At 61.6% G+C, this 22,944-nt stretch carries 10 protein-coding genes; 3 read left to right on the top strand and 7 right to left on the bottom strand.

Going from position 1 to position 22,944, the window contains the following annotated elements; all coding sequences use genetic code 11:
• Nucleotide 1: 1 nt before the first annotated feature.
• Nucleotides 2-229, bottom strand: a complete 228-nt coding sequence (locus tag QWJ38_RS23995) for a DNA-binding protein (RefSeq protein ID WP_350340431.1) — start codon at nucleotides 227-229, stop codon at nucleotides 2-4.
• 169 nt (nucleotides 230-398) lie between these two features.
• Here QWJ38_RS23995 and QWJ38_RS00395 point away from each other — a divergent pair, with 169 nt between their 5' ends.
• Entirely contained in the window at nucleotides 399-815 is a 417-nt protein-coding gene (locus QWJ38_RS00395) for a hypothetical protein (RefSeq protein WP_290357054.1), read from the top strand.
• 663 nt (nucleotides 816-1,478) lie between these two features.
• Here QWJ38_RS00395 and QWJ38_RS00400 read toward each other — a convergent pair.
• The 6 genes from QWJ38_RS00400 to QWJ38_RS00425 are packed head-to-tail and all read right to left on the bottom strand — an operon-like array spanning nucleotide 1,479 to nucleotide 19,461.
• The gene (locus QWJ38_RS00400) at nucleotides 1,479-3,563 is read right to left on the bottom strand and encodes a UvrD-helicase domain-containing protein (protein ID WP_290357055.1); all 2,085 of its coding nucleotides are present in this window, start codon (nucleotides 3,561-3,563) and stop codon (nucleotides 1,479-1,481) included.
• Nucleotides 3,564-3,567: 4 nt separating this feature from the next.
• Complete coding sequence (locus tag QWJ38_RS00405; protein WP_290357056.1) at nucleotides 3,568-9,969, bottom strand: DEAD/DEAH box helicase; 6,402 nt, start codon at nucleotides 9,967-9,969, stop codon at nucleotides 3,568-3,570.
• 28 nt (nucleotides 9,970-9,997) lie between these two features.
• Nucleotides 9,998-10,861 (bottom strand): SIR2 family protein, encoded by an 864-nt coding sequence (locus tag QWJ38_RS00410; RefSeq protein WP_290357057.1) that lies wholly within the window; start codon nucleotides 10,859-10,861, stop codon nucleotides 9,998-10,000.
• Nucleotides 10,858-11,409: a non-canonical purine NTP pyrophosphatase gene (locus tag QWJ38_RS00415; RefSeq protein ID WP_290357058.1), complete on the bottom strand. Its 552-nt coding sequence runs from the start codon at nucleotides 11,407-11,409 to the stop codon at nucleotides 10,858-10,860. Before QWJ38_RS00415 ends, QWJ38_RS00410 begins: the two co-directional genes overlap by 4 nt.
• 25 nt (nucleotides 11,410-11,434) lie before the next feature.
• The gene (locus QWJ38_RS00420) at nucleotides 11,435-16,522 is read right to left on the bottom strand and encodes a DNA methyltransferase family protein (protein ID WP_290357059.1); all 5,088 of its coding nucleotides are present in this window, start codon (nucleotides 16,520-16,522) and stop codon (nucleotides 11,435-11,437) included.
• A gap of 2 nt (nucleotides 16,523-16,524) precedes the next feature.
• Complete coding sequence (locus QWJ38_RS00425) at nucleotides 16,525-19,461, bottom strand: DEAD/DEAH box helicase (RefSeq protein WP_290357060.1); 2,937 nt, start codon at nucleotides 19,459-19,461, stop codon at nucleotides 16,525-16,527.
• 556 nt (nucleotides 19,462-20,017) lie between these two features.
• Between QWJ38_RS00425 and QWJ38_RS00430 the strand changes: the two genes are divergently transcribed.
• Together QWJ38_RS00430 and QWJ38_RS00435 are read left to right on the top strand one after the other, a co-directional pair.
• Complete coding sequence (locus QWJ38_RS00430) at nucleotides 20,018-22,135, top strand: hypothetical protein (protein ID WP_290357061.1); 2,118 nt, start codon at nucleotides 20,018-20,020, stop codon at nucleotides 22,133-22,135.
• 147 nt (nucleotides 22,136-22,282) lie between these two features.
• Nucleotides 22,283-22,939, top strand: coding sequence for a hypothetical protein (locus tag QWJ38_RS00435; protein WP_290357062.1), 657 nt, complete (start codon nucleotides 22,283-22,285; stop codon nucleotides 22,937-22,939).
• The last annotated feature ends 5 nt before the right edge of the window (nucleotides 22,940-22,944 follow it).

Genomic DNA, 22,944 nt, shown 5'->3' on the forward strand with positions numbered 1-22,944 from the left:
ATCAGATGGCCTCCTGTGGTGTAGCTCTCACCAAACGCCTTGTGCGGCGCCTGGGCGGTCGAAGGTTCACGTGGCGCAGAGCCAGCCGATTCACGTGATTGGCAATCGTCGTGAAGCTGCCTCTCCCCAGTTCCAGTCGAAGGTTCTGCGGCCCCGGTAAGCGCCCCTGCTTCAGCAGCGCAACGTACGCCCGCACGACATCTTCCTTTTTGATGCCTGGTCTTCCCATGAGTCCTCACTTGCATGGCGTCGCACCGTGCGGCGCCTGCAGCGTGTAGCGAGGGTTCGAGGCCGGCTGCAAAGTGCCCTAGCCGCTGCCCATTACGTAACGGGATTCGCTGGCGTCAACAGGGTAGTCAGGGAAGGATTCACATCACCGCAACTTCTCTTGCTTCCACATGCAACCTCTCTTCACGCCAATCCAAGCACCGATTCGCACCGTGCTGCACCTCAGCGCCGCCACGGCCACGGCGGCCCTCTTGCAGGCTCAACGCCAACAGCAACCTCTTGGCGAGTGGCTCGAAAGTCTGGTGGTGCAAGGCTGCTCACGCCTCGACGAGCAACGTCTGGCCGACCGCTTGAGCGAGTTGATGACGGTCGAATTGTTCGCCCACGTGGCCAGCAACTGCCCCGGAGCGCTGACCGGCCGGTGGAAGCTGCTGTTCGAGCGCTGTTTGCAGGAGAGTGCGCTGTGGCATTACCCGCAGGTGTCGCTCGAAGACGCCGAGGTCGGTGTCGACTGCCAGCCCAGCCTGAATGCTCGGGCGCTGCTCAAGCGCTGGCCGCAGCTCATGTCCAGCGTGTGGTTGGTATGACCTTGGCGCCGGACTCGCGCCGGCTCCTGGCCGGCTGCGAGTCCGCTGCGCGCCATCACGTGGCCCATCCATATAAATGGCGGGGCCTACACCCGAGACCGGAGGAGAGGGCTCAACACCCCGCGGCCGGTCTTGCGCACCAAGCGGGACGTCATGGGTGCACCCTGGGAGCAACGACTAGAGGGGGACAGGCGCGGCGCGACACCGCGTACACAGTCTGGTCGAGTGACGGCGCTGCGCGGCGGCCGTCATGCCACGTTTGGTCGACCTCGTCGGCTCTCTGTACGTCCAACCCAGGACCTCGATGCGTGGCAGGGCTCGAAGCACGGCGTCCGCGTCGGGCCTAGGGGGAGCCTTGCCTTTCGCTCGGGGTCCTGTCTACCGTCGGAGACAAAGAACTCTTGAATTCCCCGAGAGTTCTTTCTTATCCTGAATTACCAGGAGCGCGCCCCCTGCGCATCGCCTACGCAAGGCGCTCGCGAGCCCTCAAGGGGCGCGCATCAAGCTCAACCAAGGACATCCCGACATCATTGCGCCTCCTGAGCGCGTTGACAGCTCGCGCCTGCGTCAACGACTCAGGCCACCATGCGTCGGGCTGACCAGGCTCTCCTCGTCAAAAGAAGCTTCGGCGAGCGGACGCTGAATTTTCAACAGCCTGCTAGGTCAATTGAGCACCAACAAGGCGCCGCGCTTTGCCCGAGTCAGCGCGACGTACAACAACTGCCGGTGATTCGCATTCCCTTCCGTTGCTGCGACATAGATACTTGGTGCAACTACGGCAACGCAATCGAATTCAAGTCCCTTGGCTCGATGCATCGTCGACATGTACACAGTGCCTCTCTCGTCGGTATTCTTGCTCTGCGCGGTGATTGCAACCGTCGGCACTCCCGCTGCCTGCAGTTGTTGAGCGAGCGCATCACGCACCTTTTCACTCGACGCAACCACGCAGAAGCTAAGCGTCTCCTCCGCTTTGCTGTCGGCCGTCCGCCACTGTGAGAGAAACTTCGCGACCTCACCGTAGGCACTTTCTAGGCCTGTTACGTTGACTATCGTTGGAGCAGGGCCATGTGACAGCGAGCGATAGCGAATGGTTTCATCATGGCCACCATCAAGGTCATCCACCTCGATACCCTCCAGCAGCGCCACGGCCTGCCGCCTGATTTCGTCGGTCGTCCGGTAGTTGATGTAGAGCTTCCTGGAGCGTCCCCGAATGTCGATGCCGCACTTGCTCATCGCCGCTTTGTGTCGGCTGTAGATGCGCTGGTGACCATCTCCTACGAAGAACAAGTCGTTCTCACCTCGTACGACCATCGCTCGGAGAAGCTTCAATGCCTGTGGCCCAAAGTCCTGAGTCTCGTCAATGACAATCGCGCTGTACTTCCCGGTGGCTTCCACGTCAGCGGCGAGCAACGCGGCAACCTCCCGATAGGCGTCATCGACGTCCTTCAATTTGCGGGATGCCAGCTGCCCTCGGTACTCCTCGAATACCGGCCACACCGCATCTCGTTTTGCACGACTCAGCACCACGCCGCGACCGATACGTCGGGCCATCCGGTACTCATCCAGGGCTGTGATGCCCTGCGCCAGGACCACGTGCGCGAGCTCCTGCTCGTAGAAGTCGTCCGGCAAGTCAAGGCCGGTGTCACGAACTGCAAGTGCGGCTTGCCACGCTTGCAACGCTCCTTCCTGCTTCCGGTCATAGACGATGCGGTGTTCGAGCTTGCGGGTGCGAAGGAATGCATTTACCCAGGCATCGAGATTGCGGACCTCAAGTTTGGCGAGAGTTGATGCGCCGCAGAGCGTCTTGAGGTTCTGCTCGACGTCCCCGGCCAAATTGCGCGTGAATGTCGTGAACAACACCTTCTGGCCATCCTTGGTGCGGTTCTCCGCCAGCCACTTCGCGCGGTGCATGGCAAGGACCGTCTTGCCAGTTCCGGCGCCACCCAGCACGCGGACAGGGCCACTGCGGTCGCCGACGGCGAGCTTCTGCTGCATCGGATGCAGGAACACCCGCCACTGCGCAAGAGGCGCATTCAAAATGGCCGCCAAGGTTTCATCGTCGCTGACCACGACGAAGCGAGATTGGGACTCTGGTGTAGCCAGCGCGGCCGCGAAATCCTGAAGGTCGATGACCTTATCGACGCGCGTCTCGCGTGCATTGAGAACCTGGCTAACTGTGTCGCCAGCCGCCACCAAGAACAGACCTTCGTACGCCTCCACGGGGAGCTGCGACTGAATGGCATCCAGCTCTGCATCTGAATGCACGCCCTTCGCGAGGGTCAGCAAGTCCTCGGGAACGCCAAGGCTCATCAGCTCCCTGTCCTGCAGGCTCGCAAACAGCGGTGTTGCTACTGGCGTAGGTGCGGTCGCGGTAACTACGTCAGTCGAAACCGTTTCGGTAACTTGCTCCAGGTTTACCAGTTGCATTGCACCGGTAACGGGGTTAATGGCCAGCTTACGACTCTCCGCCCAGTGATAGGCCGAGTCGTGGTGGTCTACGTAAAGCAGCACATAGACGTCGCCTGACGACGGCTTGAACACGATGCCGCGCCAATCGCCGTCGATTCGGACCGACTTCAGGTTCGGGTCCCGAGCCCCGTTGATGTTTTCGTAGTTGATACCGGAACTTCTCGGGTCTGACTGGAACTTCACCGCCCACTTCATCACTTTCGTGTGAACGCTGGAAGGGAGTTTCGACAGCTGGATGAGGAAGTCGTTGCTCAGCGCAACTTTTGGTTTGAGGCTCATCGTTTCAATCCTTGTTCATCAGGCTCAGCCCGAGGTGTTGAGCAACCGCTGCAGCCCAAACAGTCCCGGCAATTTGGCTAAGGGAATCATCCAGCACCATCACCGTCCAGCCCTGAGATACCCAGGCATCCAAGAGGTCTGCCTGGTCGTCGCGCAGCACCGCGAGTTTCTGGGCGACCCAACAGAGTTCAGCGTCGGCCAGCACCTTCCCGTTCGGGTCAGCCAATTCCAGGCCAACTTCTGGAAGTTCTGCACCAGACTTCGCCAAGGCGCGCAGGCCAGCCTGAAGTGGCGTCAGCGTCTGCTTCAGGACGGCATCCCATGCCACGCCCAAGCCATCAGGCTGCGTTGATGTGGCGGGCTGAGCTAGAGGTGCTCCACTGAGCACGTGGAACGTCCCTTCGTCGAGGCCCGACGAAGTGACCAGCCAAAGGCCAGGCAAGGTCTGGCTCGTGTTGAACACGTGCAACCACTGTCTCCATGCGAGGTGCAGCTCCTCCTCACTTTCGGCAGCTACGTCATCAAGGACCAGCACGCCAGGTGCGGACCAATGGTCAGCAACGTCCACCCCTGCCTTCGCCACGTCAAGCGGCCACGCACCAAAGTGCAGGCACCTGCCGCCAGGCTTTGCGACGCTAGGCGCGAATTCCTTGCCGCTCGCCAGTGCATGGTCCGGAAGTCGGTGCTTCCATTGCCCGAAGGTGTCTTCACAGGCACTGCGCTCCTGCGGCGTGTGAGGGACCATCAAGAATCCCAGCCAAAGCGCATTGCGCTGTAGCTGACGTACCGCCTTGTCTACCTTGTCGCCATCGACAGGTGTTGCGAGCCAGGCGAGCAGCCGCGCCACTGCGTGGTGGGTGAAAGCCTGCTCCTGCGCGCGCGGAACTCCTGGCGGGGCAATGCTCCCGTTGTGTCGCGACATCGTGACCAGTGGCGAATCCAGGCCTGTGTTCAAGTCACCTTTGAGCGCCGTCGCAACATCGTTGTGGGTCACCGACCAAACCCAGAACTTTCCGCTCGTAACGAGTGCGCTGCGCTTGAGCGCATCGGCTCCCAACGAGTCCTTGTGATAAGCCCATCCATCGCAGAACACCGCAATCGGTCGGCGATTGCTGGACGCAGCCCAAGGCCAGATAACAAAGTCAGGCTTGCTGGCGACGGCGACGCCATCGTCCGGTCCAATATCTCGCTGGGGCTCAATCTTGTAACGCTGCCCACCCACCTCCAAGACGTAACCCGACTTCCCGTGCACAACGTCCTGCACAAGCTTCGTCAACGGCACGGTGCCGACCCCACCTAGCCGCTTCAGGCTTTCGATAAAGCGAGCCTCAAGCACCGAGTCGAAGTTGGGGTTGATGTAAATGTCCGAGATGGTCTTGACCCGCTCCAGCTTGCCCAGAGACCCGACCAGCTCGGTCAGCACGGCCCGCGCGTTGTCTCGCGATACCAGCTCCATGTTCCTGCCCAGACGGTATTGGTAGACGCAGCGGTAACAGCCGTCCTTGTCTGGGTCCTGGTTACACGGACACGCCGTCACAGCCTGCAAGGCCATGGTCAGCACATCGCTCAGGGTGCTTGCGTCATGAGCGAGCAGCTGGTGCAGGTACCCCGTGCCTCCGGGCACCGAATCGAACAGCATCACGTAATGCCGCCGAGGCCCGCCGTTCTTACCGGGCTCGTCCTGCAGCACCATCCGTAGATGGTCCACCTTGCCGCCGAAGCGCTTCTTCAGACCCAACTGAACAGCCGCCATGAAGGACTGCACGACGCGCTCGTCGACACCGTTCTTTGTGTACGGCACAAGGATTCGCAAGGCTTCCGATTCGAACTCCCGGTACAGGTATAGGCATTCGAGGATATTGGCCGGGTCGTCGCTGCCATGTTTGGGGCAATCGAAGCTGTGGTTCTGCTCCGCCCCTTCGCTATTGCGCTTAGGTGCCTTCTGCACCTTGCCGCAATGGCGACATAGTCGGAAGCCTGGACGGCCGGACTCCTTGTCCGCGACCTTGAAGGATTCTCCGGGTTTGCTCAACTCGCCGAAGTTGACGTCGCGGAAAGTGACGCGTGAGATGAACTCGAAGCCGAATGGCAGCTCACCAGTATTGATTTGCCAGGCCTCACGCACGTTCTGCGGCAGAAAGTTCGCCATCAGCTGCCGTACGTAGTACTTGGGTTCCCGGTCGTCCGCGCTATCGTCAATGCGAACCTCGGCATCATTGCTGTTGGCGATAGCTTGCTTGAATCGCAGCAGGGTTCGACGTTGGGCTGCATCCGACCACATCGCATCACCGCAGCGCGGGCAGGCCATGTGCACATCAGCCTCCAACGTCAGATTCTGCATGTGATGACATGAGGGGCAGAAGCGCCAATCGTCCGTGCTGGCGAGGCTCATGTTGACCTGGTCCACCTCCACGCGGCGCTGGTTCGCATAGAAGCGGTTCTCCGGCGCGAACTCCGACAGGGCGGATTGCGCTGGCCGCTCATACTTGAGCGTGCTCAAAGTGACGTAGGCACCTTGCCCCGGCTCGTCGTTGCCGCGCTTGCGCCACAGGACCGACTTCAACTCGACGCCGGACTCCGGGAACGCGTAGTTCGGAATCAACCCGGCGTCAGTCAAGGTGTTCAGCAGGTCGCGACCGTTGATTTCCTTGATGAGCTCCAGCAGCTTGTCCCGTTCGCGCAGCAGGTTGCTGAGCTCTTCCTTGGTCGCGTCATCCTGCGGCTTCTGCAGCACGCGGGTCTTCGCCTTGTCGAGCTCGTCCTTACGCTTCTTGTAGCTTTGGCGTTCATCCACCAGCTCTTGCAACGACTTCATCAGCCGAATGCGCAAGCCGTCAGCCTCGCCTTGCCCCTGCATGAAGTCCAGCAGCCGGCCTCGCACCACGTCGTCGATGTCGCCGGCCAGCATCTTGCAGAAGCCTTGGAACAGGCGGTCCTCGTGTTGCACCACGTAGTCGCTGAAAAGCCGAGGGAAGCGGTCCGCTTTGGCCTGTTCCATCGCATCAAGCGCCTGAGAAGTTTTCTCGGGCAAGGCATTCGCGCTGGTCAGACTCGCAACCCAATCGTCCATGCAGAAGGCGAAGAGCTGACGACGCAGAACCTCAGCAGCTTGGAGGAATATCCCCGGCGGCGACACCTCGCCAGCCATCATTTCCTGCGTTTCGGCGAAGAAGTAGAGGTCGTGCGGGCTGTTGCCGTCTGCCAGCGTCGTGGTCATCGCATTGCCATCCCGACGACCGGCTCGGCCTACACGCTGCAGAAAGCTTGCCTGATTCGGTGGCACCGAACACAAGAGCACCGACGATAGGTCGCCGATATCCACGCCCATCTCGAGCGTGGGCGTCGCCGACAGCAGGTTTTCAAACCAGGGCCTGGGCTGCTTGCTTTTGAAGCGGCTTTCCAGCGCCTCCCTGATGGGACGTTCCAGCAGACCTGTGTGCTCGGCGGCAATCACTCGTCGCAAGTCACCACGGCTGAAGCGCTGCGCCCACCAACCGGCCGCATCGCCGACCAGCACCTCGTACTGGAACTCCGGCGCATCAAGGCACGGCATTCCCAGCAGCAGCTCCGCGTAGCTACGTGGCACCGTCATGCGGCGCTTGCTCCCCTCCGTCGCGATGAACGCAAGCTCGGTATGAAGCTCCAGCGACTCAGGATTCAACGACCAAGTGTCACCCTGATGATGCGGCGTCTTGATGACCATCCTCCGGCCGAGCATCGCGTTCAACGCTTCGATATACATGTCGGCAGCCAGGCCCTTGCCGAGCAGCGTTTCACCACCTAGCGCTGCATGGGCCCAGCGGTCAAACCACGTCGCGCGCCTCTGGTTCCGTAGCTTGTCGAAGTCGCGCTGAGTCCCTAGGGTGAGGAAGACCGGTCTGGGCGTGCTCTGGCCCATGGACGGAAGCCACTCGCGACGCCCGCCAGTCTCGCGGAGTGCGTACACGTTCCCATCCCCGGCATAGCTGCCAAGCTCCGCATGCATGACCGCGCCACGCCGGCGCAAATGCATCAGGAAGCCCCAAAGCCAGCGGGCAACCGTTCGCTGCTCCAACCCCTTGGCGCCGAACTGCTCGTGGTAGGTCGGTAGCAACTCTTCAGCCACTTCGTCCAATATTTGCCAGGGCACGCAGAGTGCGGCCTTGCCAATCCGCTCCAGGGTCCGACCGCGCTGGCTTTGATACGTGAACTCCGTGTAGACCTGCCAGAGGAAGCGCTTCCTGACCTTGGCCGGCAGCTTGCTGTGGGCAGGCAGCTGCAAGTGCTTCGGCAACTCCACCGACCAGTCGTGCTGCCAAGTCATGTTTGGCGCGATGAATTCCGAGACCAACTCCTCTGGGGAGAGGAAAAGCACCGAACCTGGAGTGGCGAAGCGTTTCTCGACCTCGTCAAGAAAGTTCGACCAGCTCATCACCGGCTGATTGAGCTCGTCCAGCACGTGAGCCAACCCAGTACGCACGTTGTTCAGCCAGGTGCGCGCCCCAAAGAAGCCTGCACGGTGCGCTGCATCCTGCACCGAGTCAGAAAAGGCAATGAGCTTCTTGTCGTCGTTGAATACGCTGGCCCAACTGCTTTCGACCACCTGCGAACCCAGCGTGGCGTTCCGCGCACCCAGCAGCAGCAGGGAGTCCGTCTCGCCGCATGCAGGGCAGGCGTTGTCATGCAAGGTGAACTGTGCCTGGCCTCGGGTCTGCGACTTCTGTGCGATGACCCGGAATACGTTAAGCAGCTCCTGATGCCCGCATGCCAGGCAAGCATCCTGTGCCTGCTGCAAAGTACCGCAAGCCACGCATATCCGTTCCGTAACACCCTCCACATGACTGCGTTGGATGCTCTCGGCGGCATAAAGCCGAGTGGCTTCGGGTCGACGGGAGAACCAGGTGTTGTAAATCTCATCCAGCTTGGTCGATACCTTGCTGCTGCCTTGAACGAGGCGTGACAGCCACCCCGTTGTGCGGCACTGGTTGCACTGAATCATCGGCAGGTACACACCATCGCGCTCGCCTGGCAGGTCGCGCTCACTGCGCAGTCGTGTGCCGTCCGGCGAGACGCTGAGCTTTCCGACCATGCGGCGCAACTCGCGCACCCAAAGCTGCATGCGCAGGGTAACCAGGGGCTGCCGATTCTCGCGAAGCGCCCAGGCCAACAACACCAACAAGGCGTCGAGTACCTGGCCGACCTGGGTTGAGTTGGCGGCAGGCATGTGGCGGGCAAACGCCTCAGTCAGTTCTTGGTAGCCGACCACGCCCCCCTTTCCCAGCTTCAGCAGATTCACGAAAAGCTGATGCTGCTTCAGCAGCGCACCAAGCGCCTGTCGCCACGCCGCGTCGCTGACGTCGAGGGGCTGTACCTCTTCGGGGAAGAACAGCTTGAACCAAGCCTGGACTGCCTGCTCGGGCGTTGCATAGCGGGCTGCATCTAGCTCCGCGGCGAGCTCCGCACGGAAGGCGAACATGAAGTTCACCGGTGCGTCCTCCAGGAAGGCGCCGACCGTCTGTCGGCTTTCGGTCACCACCGCTTGCTCGTCAAACGGCACCCCGAAGACCTGTCGCGCGTAATCGCGCAGCGGCTTTGTATCGGAGGCCCCCCCAAGCGTTGCCGAGGTACCAGCACAGATGAGGTGCTGGTCCGGCGTCTGCAAGCGTGCTCGAAGGCGACGCAGCAGCAGGGCCAGGTCAGTGCCTTGTGCGCCATCGAAGGTGTGCAGCTCATCGACCACGACGTAACGGAGAGTGGTCGGTGTGTTCTGCGCCCAGAGCTGCCGGTCCTTGGGTCGCAGCATCAGGTAGTCCAGCATCTTGTAGTTGGTCAACAAGATGTCTGGCGGGTGCTTGCGCAAGGTCTCCCGGTCGGTGATGACCGAGGTCGCTGTCATGACCGCGCCCTCGCCAGGCGCCGATGCCCAACCACCCACATAGAGACCTACACGCAAGCCCACAAACGCTGGAGTGGACGCGACAAGCTCTGCAATGCGGCGTGCCTGGTCCGAAGCCAGTGCATTCATCGGATAGATGACCAGCGCCTTGACCCCGGCTTCTTTCGCTGCCTTTGCTCGCGCACAGTGGTCCAGCACTGGATATAGGAAGCACTCGGTCTTGCCGCTGCCGGTCCCGGTAGCCACCAGCGTACTGAGCCCCAACCGCTGGCTCGACATGCGCTCCCATGCGCGCTCTTGGTGGCTGAAGCCGGGGAAGGTCGTCTCAAATCCCGGGAAGAAGCCCCGTCCAGCACTACCCACACTGAACGGCAGCCCAACCTGGACGTAGGGGCCCTTCAACCAGGCCTCCTCGTCCTCCACGAACCGCGTTATCAGCCCATGCATGAACGAGTCGGCGGGCTCAAAAGCCGAAATCAGGAACTGCTTGAGTCCAGTCTGGATGTCACGTGCGAGCAGGGATGGGAGCATCAGGCTGTCGTCCTATGCAATTTACTTTTCACGTTGGTTTCTTCCGTTTCGATTTGCCCGCCAGAGGCTCCTTCTTCAGTCCATCGGCATCGGTCCGGAGCTGATTCAAGAAGCTCGCTAGCGATGCTGACGGGTCTGCACCATCACCGACGATGGCTTCGACTCCGCGCGAGCGCAGCACTTCAGCCTGGACGGCATTCGGCCGGGTCAGAAAGACATAAGACTTGGGACGAACCTCTTGCTCGGGCTCCTGCTCCCACTGCATTTGGAGCCGATACATCAGGTACCGGATATTGATATCCGCGAGGCTGTATCCGATGAAGAGGAGCGACTTGCCCAACGCATCCGCTCGCAACTTGACGTCCAGCGGTGATTCGAATGACAAGCGCTCGAAGTAGCTGGACTCTGTGAACACCATGCCCGACGGCACGGTCAGGTCCCCGTGGAGCTTGACGATTTGAACGGCCTCATGGTGCACATCCACCATGTCCTTGACACTCAGGATGCGTTTGTAGGGCCGACTCATTGCGCGATGAGCTCGCTCAAGGAAGCTGTCGAAGTTGGTTGTGTAGATGGACTTGCAGCCAAGTTCCACCAGCGCTCGATGGACTGGCGAAGCGGCTACATCGCGCTCGGGTACGTTCCACTTGGCTTGCAGATGCCGCTGCAGCTCCTGCAGCCCCTTTTTTTCAAGGTGGTAGTACTCCGCCAAAGTTAGGTAGTCCCCGAAGCCTTCAAAGATGGCGCCATCAAAGCCGAGGTGGCCTCCAATCTCCCGAATCAACGCGGAGTAGGACGGGAGCTTTAGCGACATCGACACGCCGGCACCCACGAACAGGATGACCTGACCATTGGCGAGCTTGCGCGCAAGCTCCGGCGGAACGTTGCTCATGCGACCTCTCCGTCCAGATGGTCTCGGAGTGCCTCTAGCGCCCTGCGCCGCATGGATATCTCATTCTTGAACGCCCCCATCTCGCTGAACGTCTGCTCATATCCCAGGGGCTGGAAGATGCAGTCCCACTGGAAGCCGTGGTCGATTCTTGGAGGCGCCACGATACGTCCCTCAATCTCACCCAGGAACACATGGACCCGGCGGCCATCGACATAGCCGATGTAGGTCTTAGCAAGTACGGGTCTATCTTTGTCGTTGAAGAGGTCTGAGAACTTCTCCTTGCGCAGGGTGTCCCAGAAAATTTGAGTCAGCCCGCCCGGAAAGCCGTTCAGCAGGTCCAGGTACAGGCCCGTATGTTCGACGAAGAGTGGCCTCCCCAGCTTCTGGAACGCCCTCGTGGCCTTGTCCCGAACCAACGCGTCGGTGTCGACGGTTTGCAACTCTTGAATTTCGGTGCGGTCCGCGATGACATCGACGCCGCGCGGCGCCAGGATTGCAGCCGCCTCAGCGTGCTTGTGCGGGTTCTTGGACATGAAGATGAGCTTCATGGCGCAGTCCTGCTGTTGCAGCCAATCATTGCAGGCTCCCCTCTCGCTCCGCCTCAAAGAACGCCCATGCGATGCGGTAGTCGTCCTCGCGGTTGGCGCGGACGAAGGGGGCGACGTAGCGGCGCTCCACGGTGCGAGGGCCGCCGGGCAGGGTGTCGTCGGTGACCCATTGGGTGACGACGGTGCCATCGGGGACCTTGGGCTGGCCGCCCTCCGGCGTGTCGGCATAGGTCCACAGGTCGTCCCAGCCGAAGTTGCCGTCGCGGGTTTTGCCGTCGGAGGCCTGGATGCGGGCCTTGGGCGTCTTGCTGCCGCCTTTGCGCGGCAGGCCGACGCCGACAAGGCCCTTGCTGTTGGTGAAGACGATGCGGCCGTTGATGTCGTACCAGGTGTCGCGCTCGTAGCCCTGCATCACCGGGAACTGCACGCGGTAGATGAGCAGCAGTTCGTCCAGTGTCAGACCGATGGCTTGTGCCACCAGAACGTCGGTTTCAACCAGCGCCATGCGACGGGCGTAGTCGCTGCGTAGGGCGCAATGTCGAGCCCAAGTGGAAGTGAGGCCGCTCCAGAAGTCCTGCGGGAGGCGCGGGTTAATGGACTGGCTCCAGCGTTGCTCCGCGAACTCAACGTCGTAGACCTGCTCCCACAAGGGGGCGAAGTGGGTCGTAAGGCAGTTAAGCGACAGCGCGCGAGCGAAGGCGCTGGGCATCCACTGCTTTGCGATGGGCAGTTGACCTACGAATGAAAGGTTCGCATGCCCAGCTCCGGTGGACTTGACACGGAAGTCTGCAACCAGAGAGGCAAAAAATGTCAACGCAGCGCACAGTTGCTTGTTGTCCTGGAATGCATGTGACAGCACGGTGTGTACGTGCGAAACACCCGGCGGAATGAGCGCGACATGAAAAGTGCGCTCAGCGGTTTGATTGAGCATTTCGCGGTTCGCCAAGCGATACCTCGCAGAGTGAGGTCCCGCCGAAACACCGCTTAGCTTTGCGACAGGTAGCCGACGTGCATACTCGGCTGAGTCTTCCATCGGCCGGTAGTTGGTGCGAGGTAAGTAGTCATCGGGAATGCTACTGAGGTCCAGAACGTCATAGTGATTGCTGGCGACACATCGGTTCATAGGTGTCTTGTTCAGCGGAGTGCCAACAAAGAAGTGCGGGCCGGAGAGCACCCAATCCTCAGGCGTCTTTGGAAACGCGTTGTCGCCGGGCGGGCGGCGGACCAAAGTGCCGTCGCGTTGCGAGTACGTCTCGTCGAACATCACGGTCGAGTAGTAGCCATCGCCTAGGTCTGCCAGCCGTAGCGGCCAGGCGGCTAGCTTGGCGAGCACACTGCTGAGTGTCTGCGCGTGTATTGCCGGGAGGCGAGCGCGGAGGGCTGAGGTACCTGGTTCGTCATAAAGCTGGGCAAACACCGCCAACGCGGCTTCATCCGCGCGAACGATGCGTTGGGCATGGCCGGCAGTGTTCCATTGGCCGGCCTCATTCTTGTAGCCACCAACAACGCCATTTCCATCATGCTGGTAGCAGGTGTCAACCGTTGTCGGGGTAAACAGGTTGGCCAGTTGGTCAAAGGCTGGGGCGCTGCGCTGCGCACCGTAGATGTTGACGCTGTATTTGGTGTGGTGGTCGACTTCGGCGAAGAGTTGCAGTTCGTTGACGAACCCGAAATGCCGTCGCAACCGCCTGTACATCGCCTCACGCAGACCTCCCCCCTTGGGGTCGTCGTACGGACCTTCTGGATGTAGCAGCCCGGTCACGCCCTTCGCCCCATTCAGCCCCCAAGCCAGCGGCATAAAGCACTTATACAGGTTGGTCTGCACGCCCTTAAGTAGTGGGTAGTTCTGAACGGCATTCAGGCTGTTCTGCGTGCCCTCAGCCTCTTCCAGTTCGGCGGTCCACGCGACCTGCAGACCAGTATGTCGAGCAAAGGCCTGCTCGCGCGCCTTCGTCAGCTCATTCGCGCTAAAGGCTCGGATGGCGAAAAGCGGGTTGAACTCTCCCAGCACTCCGGCTTCGTTCCACTCCACCTTGAGCCACGGTGGGTTCCCCAGGATGAGGTCGAAGCCGCCGCGCTGAATCAGCACATCTGCAAAGCACAGCTCCCAGTGCATGAAGCGCCGCCGAGAGGCGATGCCCTCCACCACCGCCACGCGCGGGAAGTGCTCGCGCAGCTTCTTGATGCGCAGTTGCCCAAAACGGTCGTGCAAGTTGGGCTGCTCGGCCGGCTGTTGCAGCGTGAGTTGCACCTCGAACCCCGCCAAAGTCGGCTGCACCTCTGGCACCAGCAGCTGAGGCTCTTCCTTTGCGGGCAAAAGCTCCAGCGAGCCTTGCGGCGTCAGGTCCACCACATTGCCTTCCAGGATGGCGCCGACCTCCATCCACCACGCCTCCCGGCTCGGCAGTCGGTCGCTCTCGGTCATGGGCCAGAACCACAGCGCGCACCAATAGTCCATCACCAGCTTCAGCCGTCGGAAGGGTGTGGCGAGGTCGCCATCCTCGTTCAGCAGACCTTGGCGCCGGACGTCTTCCTTTTGCGCGCGGGACAGCGGCGATTGTTCGCCGTCGTGAGAATTTTGATGCGGCCAGATGTCGAGCGGGTCCTCGGTCTTGGCACGGTCACGCGCCAGCGCCTGCGTATGCTCTATCCACAGCTCTTCGACCTTGGCGCTCAGTTGCTGCAGGCGTGCCACCTCGTGCTGCTCCAGCGGCGCGTTGAAGGCCTTGCGCCATTTCTTCAGCCGCTCAAAGTCATCGGGGTAGAGCTTCTTGGCGTCCTTGTCGCCGTAGTCGGCCATGCCTGGGTCGGGCAACAGGAAGTGCCAGATTTCGTCGGGCCTACGGGGCTCAGCCAAGTTGACCTTGCGCGGCGGCTCCTCATGCCAGGCAGGCTTGGCACCTTTTATAACGCTGGTGGCGTGGAACACCTGGCGGCGTGCGCCAATGAGGCTGTTGCCGGCGAAGAGCTGGTACCCGAACCAAGGCACGCGGGCCGGCTTGAGCGGCAGCGGGTTGCCGTCCTTGTCTTCGGTGGGTTCGCCGTAGATGGCGTTCAGCCACAGCGAGACCTCGGCAAGCTCCACGGCCACCGGGTTCAAGTCCACACCGAAGACGTTGCGGTCGGCCAGCACCATGCGGACCTTCTGCAGTTCCTGCGGGTACTCGTCGTGGGGGATGCGCTTGCCTTCCTCCTGCTGCTTGCGCTCCAGGTAGGCGTCGGCCAGCTGGTTCACAGCCTCGTTCAAGAAGGCCGCGCTGCCCATGGCGGGCTCGCAGACGGTGAGGGTGAGGATGTCGTCGGCCTTCTGGACGCGGCCGTTCTCTGGGGCGAGCAGCTCCTTGAGCGCGTACTTCACCAGGCACTGAGTAAGCACCTGCGGGGTGTAGTAGCTGGCGCTCTTCTGCCGGTCTCGCCCGGCCAGGCGGTAGATGAAGCTGCCCTTGGGATGCATGCGCAGCTTGCGGTGGCCGGACTCGGTGAGGTCGTAGACCTTCTCATCGTCCTTGTACTCGTCGATGCGGCTGCGAGGGACGAACCAGGCGTTCTCTAGCAGGTCGGCATCGCTCTCCTTGGCGCGGGACTTGGTGCTGCTTTCGTCGTCGGCATCGCCGTCTTCGTCGCCATCGTCATCGGCCGTCGCGCGGGCCTTCTTCGGAGCGGGCTTGACCTCGTAGAGGTCTTCCTCGGCAAAGAAGCCCCGGTAGCTGAGCAGGGCCTCGTACACGGCACCCAGCTGGTTGATGGACAGCAGCTGGTAACTGACCCGGCCGCTGCGACGGCCCTTGCCCTGGCCCTTGCTGAGCGAAAGCAGCCGGACGACCTTCTGCCAGACCTCGTTGGGAAACTGCACCTTGCTGAGAAGCGGCATGGCGCTGTCGTCGAACAGGCGGCTGTCTAGCGGGGCAAGCGCGAAAGTGTCTTTGGCACCCGGGGTGCCGCCGTGAAGTTCGGGCTGCGCGCTGACGCCATAGCCCTGGGACACAAGCTTGAACAGGCGGCGCAGGGAGATGTCGAAGTATTTGCCCTCGCGCGACTGCGGCGTGGGCAGGGGTTGCAGCTCCAGGTCGCGCAGGCTCTCCAGGCTGTAACCCCGGAGGTAGACCTCGCTCTTTTGGATGGGCACGTAACCAAGCTCGGGCCGTGCCTCGATGTAGAACATGAACAGCAGCCGATATACCATGCGCAGGCTTTCCAGGCTGAGCTGCGCCGCATCCAGCTTGTACTGGCCGGTGTAGATGCTCTTCTTGCTGCCGCTGGCCTGTTCGTCCAACCGGCGAGCGGCTTCGTTGCCCAGCAGCTCGATGGCCTCGCGCAGTGCGTACTTCAGGCTCTCGCTGACGCTGAAGGCGTTGGCATGAGCGCGTTCGTCCAGCCGCTCCAGCAGGCTGCTGCCCTCGCCGGGGGCCAGGCAGTCCTTGTGCAGCAGCACCGCGCAGGCCTTGAGCGTGTCGGCGTCTTTGCGGTCGAGGATGTCCGCCCAGGTGAAGCGCAGGGCGCGGTTGTTTGGCCACTTGTAACGGTCCAGTAGCAGCCAATCGTCCAGGCCGAGCAGCAGGACGTAACGAGGCGGCTGGTCAGCGCCGAAGACGGCATCGGACAGCAGGTCGGCCCAGGTTTCACCGGCCAGGTCCCTTGGCACACTGCCGTTGCAGTAGTGGAACGACAGTAGTTGGTGGTCCAGCAGGTCTTCACCTTCAGCGCCCGGCTGGTAGGCCGGGATGATGGCTAAGCGCTGGCCCTGAACCTGCCAGACCGGGAGCGGGGAGCCGGTCACGAACTCTTCAGTCGCCAGCTCTTTGGGCGCAGACGGGTAACCGAGTGCCTGCAGCAGGCCCGACTGCATTTGTGCGAAGGCGTGCCAGCGCTCATTGGGCTCATGCGCACGCTGTACCTGGCCGCGCAGCGCGAACCAACGCTGGGCCCAGGACTGCAGGCGCTTGGGCGGCGCGCGGTGGGCGTCGTCGCCAGCGTGCTTGGCCTCTGCAGCGTCCCAAGCGTCCAGGCGCTCCTTGACGTCGTTCTTGAAGACTTCAGCCAGGTAGTGGTGGCTGTAGAACTCGTTCTCGTTTGTGATGCCGGCGAAGGTTTGAACGGCTTCCAGGACAGGCATGGTCAGGCTCCGGCAGCTTGTGGGTGGCAGACCCCGGCGAGCACCTGAATCCAGGGCTGCGGCTCGGTGGTGAGGGTGTCACGCACCCACTGGCGGTAGTCGTCGAAGACGCGATTGATTTGCTGGCTGCGCTGCTCGAAGCGACCGCGCTTGACGGTTTCGAGCTGCTTCTCCAAGTCCAGCTGAAGCTGCTCAACCTGGCGGCCTTGCAGGCGCTCCAGTTCCGCCAGCGTGCCTTCCAGCCGCTGATTAAGTTGCGCCGCGAAGGCTTGCTGGCGCTCCAACATGTGCTGGTGCATGCGTTGCACGGCGGCGGGGAGCGCCTGTTGCATCAACCCTTGGAGCGCGGCCAGACCGTCGGTGTAACCACGATTGGGCAGACCGCCTGCGCGGATGCCCGCCCTGGCGATGAAGGCATCAAAGTCCTCAAGTTGGAAGGCTGCTTCGCCGACCCGGCTGGCCACCTGCCATTCGACCAGCAGGGGCTGGCCTTTGCGATTGGGCACCAGGCTCATCAGGATGAAGGCCTGCTCGTTTGGGGCCAGCTTCTGGCTTTGCAACAGAGGCGCGGTGTGCCGGCCGAAGTGGGTGAGCACGCGGTCGCCCAGCCATTCCATGATGGGGTGCTGCGGCCAGAGGTAGTGGAGCTGCGGCCAGGTGTCTTGCTCTTGGCGTGCCTGGCGAGCTGTCTCAATGGCGGCCGCCATGCGCTTGGGGTCGGCACATAGCGAGTAATGGTCGTTGTCGGCCTGGACCTCTCGCGGAAGCTGCTTGAGGCGGTCCTGAAGGTCACGTGGCGCCGTGAGCGCGATGACCTTCTCGCCGTCGTGCGGTGTCCACTGGCACAAGGTCTGGCCCTGGTTCAGCTGGGTCAACGCGGTATTGGCGTAGTGGTAGTCGCTGTCGAACAGCGAGGCCGGCTCGTTGATTTTCTGGAGGCTGCTAGGGGCGACCGGCTCCGGCGCAGTGGCTGCGGCGTCGCCTCCACCAAAGAGCTGCATCAGCCAATCGCCCTCGTTGTCGGAGTCGTCGGCGCCGGCCCGTTCCAGCTTGGCTTCCACGGCCTCGGGGGCTAGGCCTTGGGCCATGAAGTCCGAAACCTTCTCGGCTTCCTTCTCGGGGTCATAGACGTTCAGGAAAGCCGAGGGGTCGCCGAGGTTCAGGTAGGCCTGTTCGTCCTTGGCTTGGAGGATTTCAAGAATGCGCAGGTCGCCGCGAATCCGGTCGGTCACCGTCTCGGTGAACAGGTAGACGATTTGCGGCTGGTGCTTTTGGCCGTAACGGTCCACGCGGCCATTGCGCTGCTGGAAGACCATCAGCGACCAGGGCAGGTCGAAGTGGACCAGCCGGTGGCAGAAGTAGTGGAGGTTCAGGCCTTCACTGGCAACGTCGGAGCAGAGGAGGACGCGGATGGGGTCGTCCAAGCGGCCGAAGCGGTCGACCAGCTCCTGCTGGTCGGTGTCGGACATCTGTCCATGGAGGACGGCGACCTGGTTGGGCTTGAGCTTGAGGTCGGCGCATACCTGGCGCTCCAGCCAGCGCAGGGTTTCGATGCGCTCTGAGAAGACGACGAGACGGTCGGCCGGGTCTTGGCGGGTCCAGCCGAACTCGGATGCACGGAGCTGCTCTAGCAGTCGCTGGTACTTGCTGAATGAGGCGGCAGAGGGGTCGCCGACGATGGCCTGCAAGGCGTCGGCGAAGACGCGCAGGCCGTCCACCTCTTGCTGCTCCTCGGGTGTCGCGTTGGGTTTCTCGGTCAGCAGCTTGATGCGCTTCTGGGTCGATTCCAGGGCAGCAGCCGGACTGGAGAACAGGGCCTTCTGCATGCCGACGCGCTGCAGCTCTTGCTGGCGGCCCGCCTTGTGTTGGCCGCCTTGGGTGAAGGGAATGGCAAGCAGGGCGCGGTAGGCCGCCTCTTCGTGCGCACTGGCGGGCTTGCGCAAGCGCACAGTGTTGCGCTCCTGGAAGTCGGACTGGACCTGGTCCTTGATGTCCTTCTTGAAGCGACGGATGACCAGGCCCTTGTTACGGAAGTCGTCCGGGGTGTAGTGGTCCGGGTCGGAGATGGCCGTCGGGTCCAACAGGCTCATCAAGGACGCGAAGCTGCGGGCCGAGCCGTCGTGCGGCGTGGCCGACAGCAGCATCAGGGTGTCGGAGCGGTTGGACAGTAGTCGCGCCAGGCGGGCGCGGCGTGACAGGCCGGATTCGCCTGCACGCGCCGCCACGTTGTGGCACTCGTCGATGACGATGATGTCCCACCAAGCGTTCTCAAGATAGTTTCTGTACTCCAGGTTGTTCTTGAGGGTGTCGATGGAGATGATGCTGCGGTCGAAGTAGTTGAAGGGGTTGTGGTTGGCGGGGATGCGGTTGCGCACCCGTGCCAGGCCCACGGAGTCCAGGCGAACCAGCGGGATGGAGAAGCGGCTCCACCATTCCTTCTGGAACTGGGTGAGCATGGCTTTCTGGGTGACCACTAGGATGCGCTTGCCGCGACCACGCTGAATCAGCTCGGTGGCGAGGATGCCGGCCTCCAGCGTTTTGCCCAGGCCCACGGCATCGGCAATGAGGATGCGAGAGCGCGGCTGGCGCAGCGCCTGCAGGGCGGGGTCGAGCTGGTAGGGCACAAGGTTCATGACCCCGCGATGGCCCAAGTGGATGCGCTCGTCGTTGGCCACGCTGCGCCGGCGCATGCTTTCCAGAAACAGCACCGATGCGTTATAGGTCGGGCTGGCGTCCGGCTCCAGCCTAGTCTTGGCGGGGTCGAGGACCTCGATGGCGTCTTCCAACGAGGTCAAAAAAAGCGCCGTTTGACCACGGACCAGGTCGGATATGCCGTCGCAGGTCAGCAACCAGCCACCATCGGTAGCCGGGTCTACACGGCGGACAAGCCATTCTTCATCTCGGATGACCGCTCGGGCACCCGGGGCAATTGGAAGCATCTTGTTGTTCTCCCTGCGTCTACTTCGTTTTATTCGCGCTTGTCGTTGGCTCGTTCCGCTCTGCAACACCCACTCTTAGGTCGTGCTGTTTGCAGTAGTCCAGTATCAAAACTTCGAGCATGTTTGACAGCGTTCGGCGCTCACGCTCGGAGGCCAAGCGGAGCAGTTCCTTCATTTCTGGCGTCATACGAAGGTTGATGGCCTCAGTCTTCCGTTGACTCATAGGGTCACGTCCGTGCATTGTCTTTACGTTGTACAGAATGTACAGCGTTGCGGGTTGATGACCAATATCCGTCGCCATGAGCTCATCACATGAGCCAAGCAGCACCGACGGACGAACCGTCCGGTGAAAAGCATGGCAGGCGCTCTCACATCCAACCCGGAATAAATCCTGATTCCCTATACCAAGGAATCGCGGGAGTCGGGTGCATCAATCCTCACCCCCAGCGATGCCTCCGGCAAACGACTGGGGCAAGCACCGTAACGGCGCTTCTTCTCCATTTCATCAACCAAGTCCGCATGGAGATGTCACACGCCGACTCAGTGGCGGCACGGGATGCAGACAGTTTCCCGTGCCGCTGGAAATAACTCCGCCGTTATCGGCAACCTTCACAGACTGTATATGTTTACCACCCCACCAAGCCACGCCGAATTCGGCGCGTGCTCCGCCATTGCCCATCCCGGTTCAGCGCCGGAGAGCGACACACCTCAACCCGCTTCGACAGCGATGACCTACCGTCAACTGCTCGACCACGGCGTCGCGCTCTTCGACGCGAACGGAAAGCAGCAGGCAAAGAACATGGCTTCTGCCCTGCGGCTTTGGGTACAGGTGCACGGTTACTCGTTCGATAAGCCGGTTGGAGAAGAGTTCTCAGTCGACTTCGACAAATTCTTCCTGCGCTTCGGCGACGTAATAGCGGAGCGCCTCGCCAAGCGCACTCAAAGAGACCGGCAAGAGCAGGTGCTGCGATGGCGACGTATCGCCGAGGAACTGCGCCGGCGCGACCTCCTACCGGCAACCTTTTCTGACGCATTGCAGCACTGCATAAAAACTTCGCCGCTCACATTGCGTCAGATTGCGCGGGACAGCGGAATTGGCGCCCACAGCCTGCGCTACTGGGCGGACGGTCGTGGCCAACCACGCGGCGCCGCCGTCACCGAACTGGCAAAGCTTGAAGCGACGCTTGAGCTGCCCCTTGGAACTCTTTCGCGCCGCTTGCCGCCGGCGCGCCGCACCAGGTACGAACGCGGTGTGGCAAAGAATGACAAGACGACCAGTTTCACCAAGATTCGCAAAGCCCAGCTTGCGCGACTCAAGAAACCGTATGCAATGGAATTCTCCTCCGCGCTATCAGCACAGTGGACGGACCTTCTTCGCTTGAAGACCGACCCGATGCGCGACGAGGCTCGCGCACGGAATACCTGGCGTGTTAAGCCGCTTGAGCGCGTTGGCTCACTCATCAAGCCATGGATGGTTGTTGATGGTCAGGTGTGCCCTACAGCGGGTGTTCATTGGCAGTTTTTCGCGTCGTACTTAGGCTGGCTTACTCTGCCGCGTCCCGAAGGGCCTGGAATCCCTCACCCGGAAGCGCAGACCCTTGCGTGGCTAGCCGACCATCAACAAGTGATTGCGTACGCAAAGTGGCGAATCGGCCTTTCCGGCAGAAAGTTCCATAACGGAGTGAACGTCCTGCTCCAACTGGTGGAGAGCTACCTGAGGGCCCAGACTGGCTTCCTGTGGCTGCGCCCAGAACTCCGCGCGAGCGTGCCGTCGATGGCTTTGCTTATCGAACAAACGAACGCCGCGAGTTGCTCTGAGACGGCCGCCTGGCAGCGGCATTGCGAACTTGCCCGGCGGGAGCTGCGTGAATTTCGCGAGAAGACGGCGGACACGATGGGCATTCGCTTGTCTAGGGACCCAACGGAGCGTCTGGCCACAGTCTTGCATGACGAATTCCCACTCAAAAAGCTGCTCGAATTCATTGAGACACTGGAGCGGTCGGCTCCGCCGCCTGCGCATCAACGCGACTACTGCGCTTGGATTAGGGACGTGACCCTATGCAGACTGCTCGTGTCCAATCCGCTCCGTGCCAGTCAGTACGCTGCCATGACGTTCAGGGCGGATGGCTCGGGCAATCTTTATCGCGCAGGCCCTGGTCGTTATTGCCTGAGGTTTGAACCACAGGACTTCAAGAACGAAAAAGGGGCCGCAAAAGAGAAGTATGAGGTTGAGGTAGATACGTCGGTGGTGCCCTGGATTGACCGCTACCTTGCCGAGAGTCGGCCGCACATGGTCGATGCGGAAGTGACCGACCGGTTTTTCCTAGCGACTGTCGTCGGTCCCCGAAAGCACAAGGCTTTCCTGGAAGAGCAAGGGCTGGAGCAACCAAAGGGGTGGAGTGCCCACGGAATCCTCGCCCGCATGAAGACGCTGACATCGACATACATCGAGGGCTGCGCCGGATTCGGGGGACACGGTTTTCGACACATCATCGCGACGGACCATCTCCGCCGCAATCCGGGCGACTGTCTGACTGTGGCCACGCTCTTGCACGACAAGCTCGAAACCGTCTTGAAGAACTATGCCCATTTGAAACCGGCAGACGGCTTGCGAGCTCTGTCGATGGGCATCCGCGAGGCAACGGCTCAGCTAGCCGCACAACGCAAGCGCTAAGCGCGGTCAAGGAAAGATTGGACGCGGTCATCGAGTGATGACCGCACCTCGTCGTCGCAGGTCAGTCGTGAAGAGGTAGATAAGCAAAATCTCAGGCGGCCCAAATCGCTCTCTATACGAAGTCCCTAGGCCATTCCAAAGGACTTTATGAAAGCGCTTTTTCACGCCATCCAGACGGCGAACCTTCTCCGAAACGCCCGCATCGGCGGCATCATCGCGCCGGACCAACTGCGCTCCGAACTCGGGGCCGTCAAGGAACTTCCGCCCATCGCAAATTTCGCCATCGAGGCATCCGTCCCCAATTGGCTCATCGAGAAGTTGGACCCTCGCCTTCCGATGGCCCCGCACTACCAAGTGTTCCCGACACTGGACCGACGGGACGTGTTACTGCTGGCGACACTGCAGTGTGCCAACGTGCAGCTGCGGTGCGTCATGCAGCTCAGTGACCCAAAAGTGCAGGATTTTTTATCGGACGCGCTCGACCAGGGTCTCTTCACCGTGCTTTTCTATATCGAGAACACGAAGCAGAACGCCGTATTGGGTGTGCCCTTCGACTTGGCCGACCCACAGGCGCTGCGCAGGCACATGAAGGAAGCCAAGCGCTGCTCTGACGGCCTGGCGCCGGCGGTCCAGCTCACCAACTTGGCGAGCCATACCCTGTTTCAGCCAAGCCTCATCGCAGGCCACACCGTCGATGACGTCGTGGCCATCCTTGCGGGTACTCCGACTGCGCAAGAGGTTAATGCTGCATTGGGCGAGGAGCCCCAGGACCCCACAGGCGCTAGCCGCACTTCGCTCCACTGAGGACT

It is taken from the genome of Roseateles violae (assembly GCF_030410485.1).
GTDB classification, from domain to species: Bacteria; Pseudomonadota; Gammaproteobacteria; order Burkholderiales; family Burkholderiaceae_C; genus Roseateles_D; species Roseateles_D violae.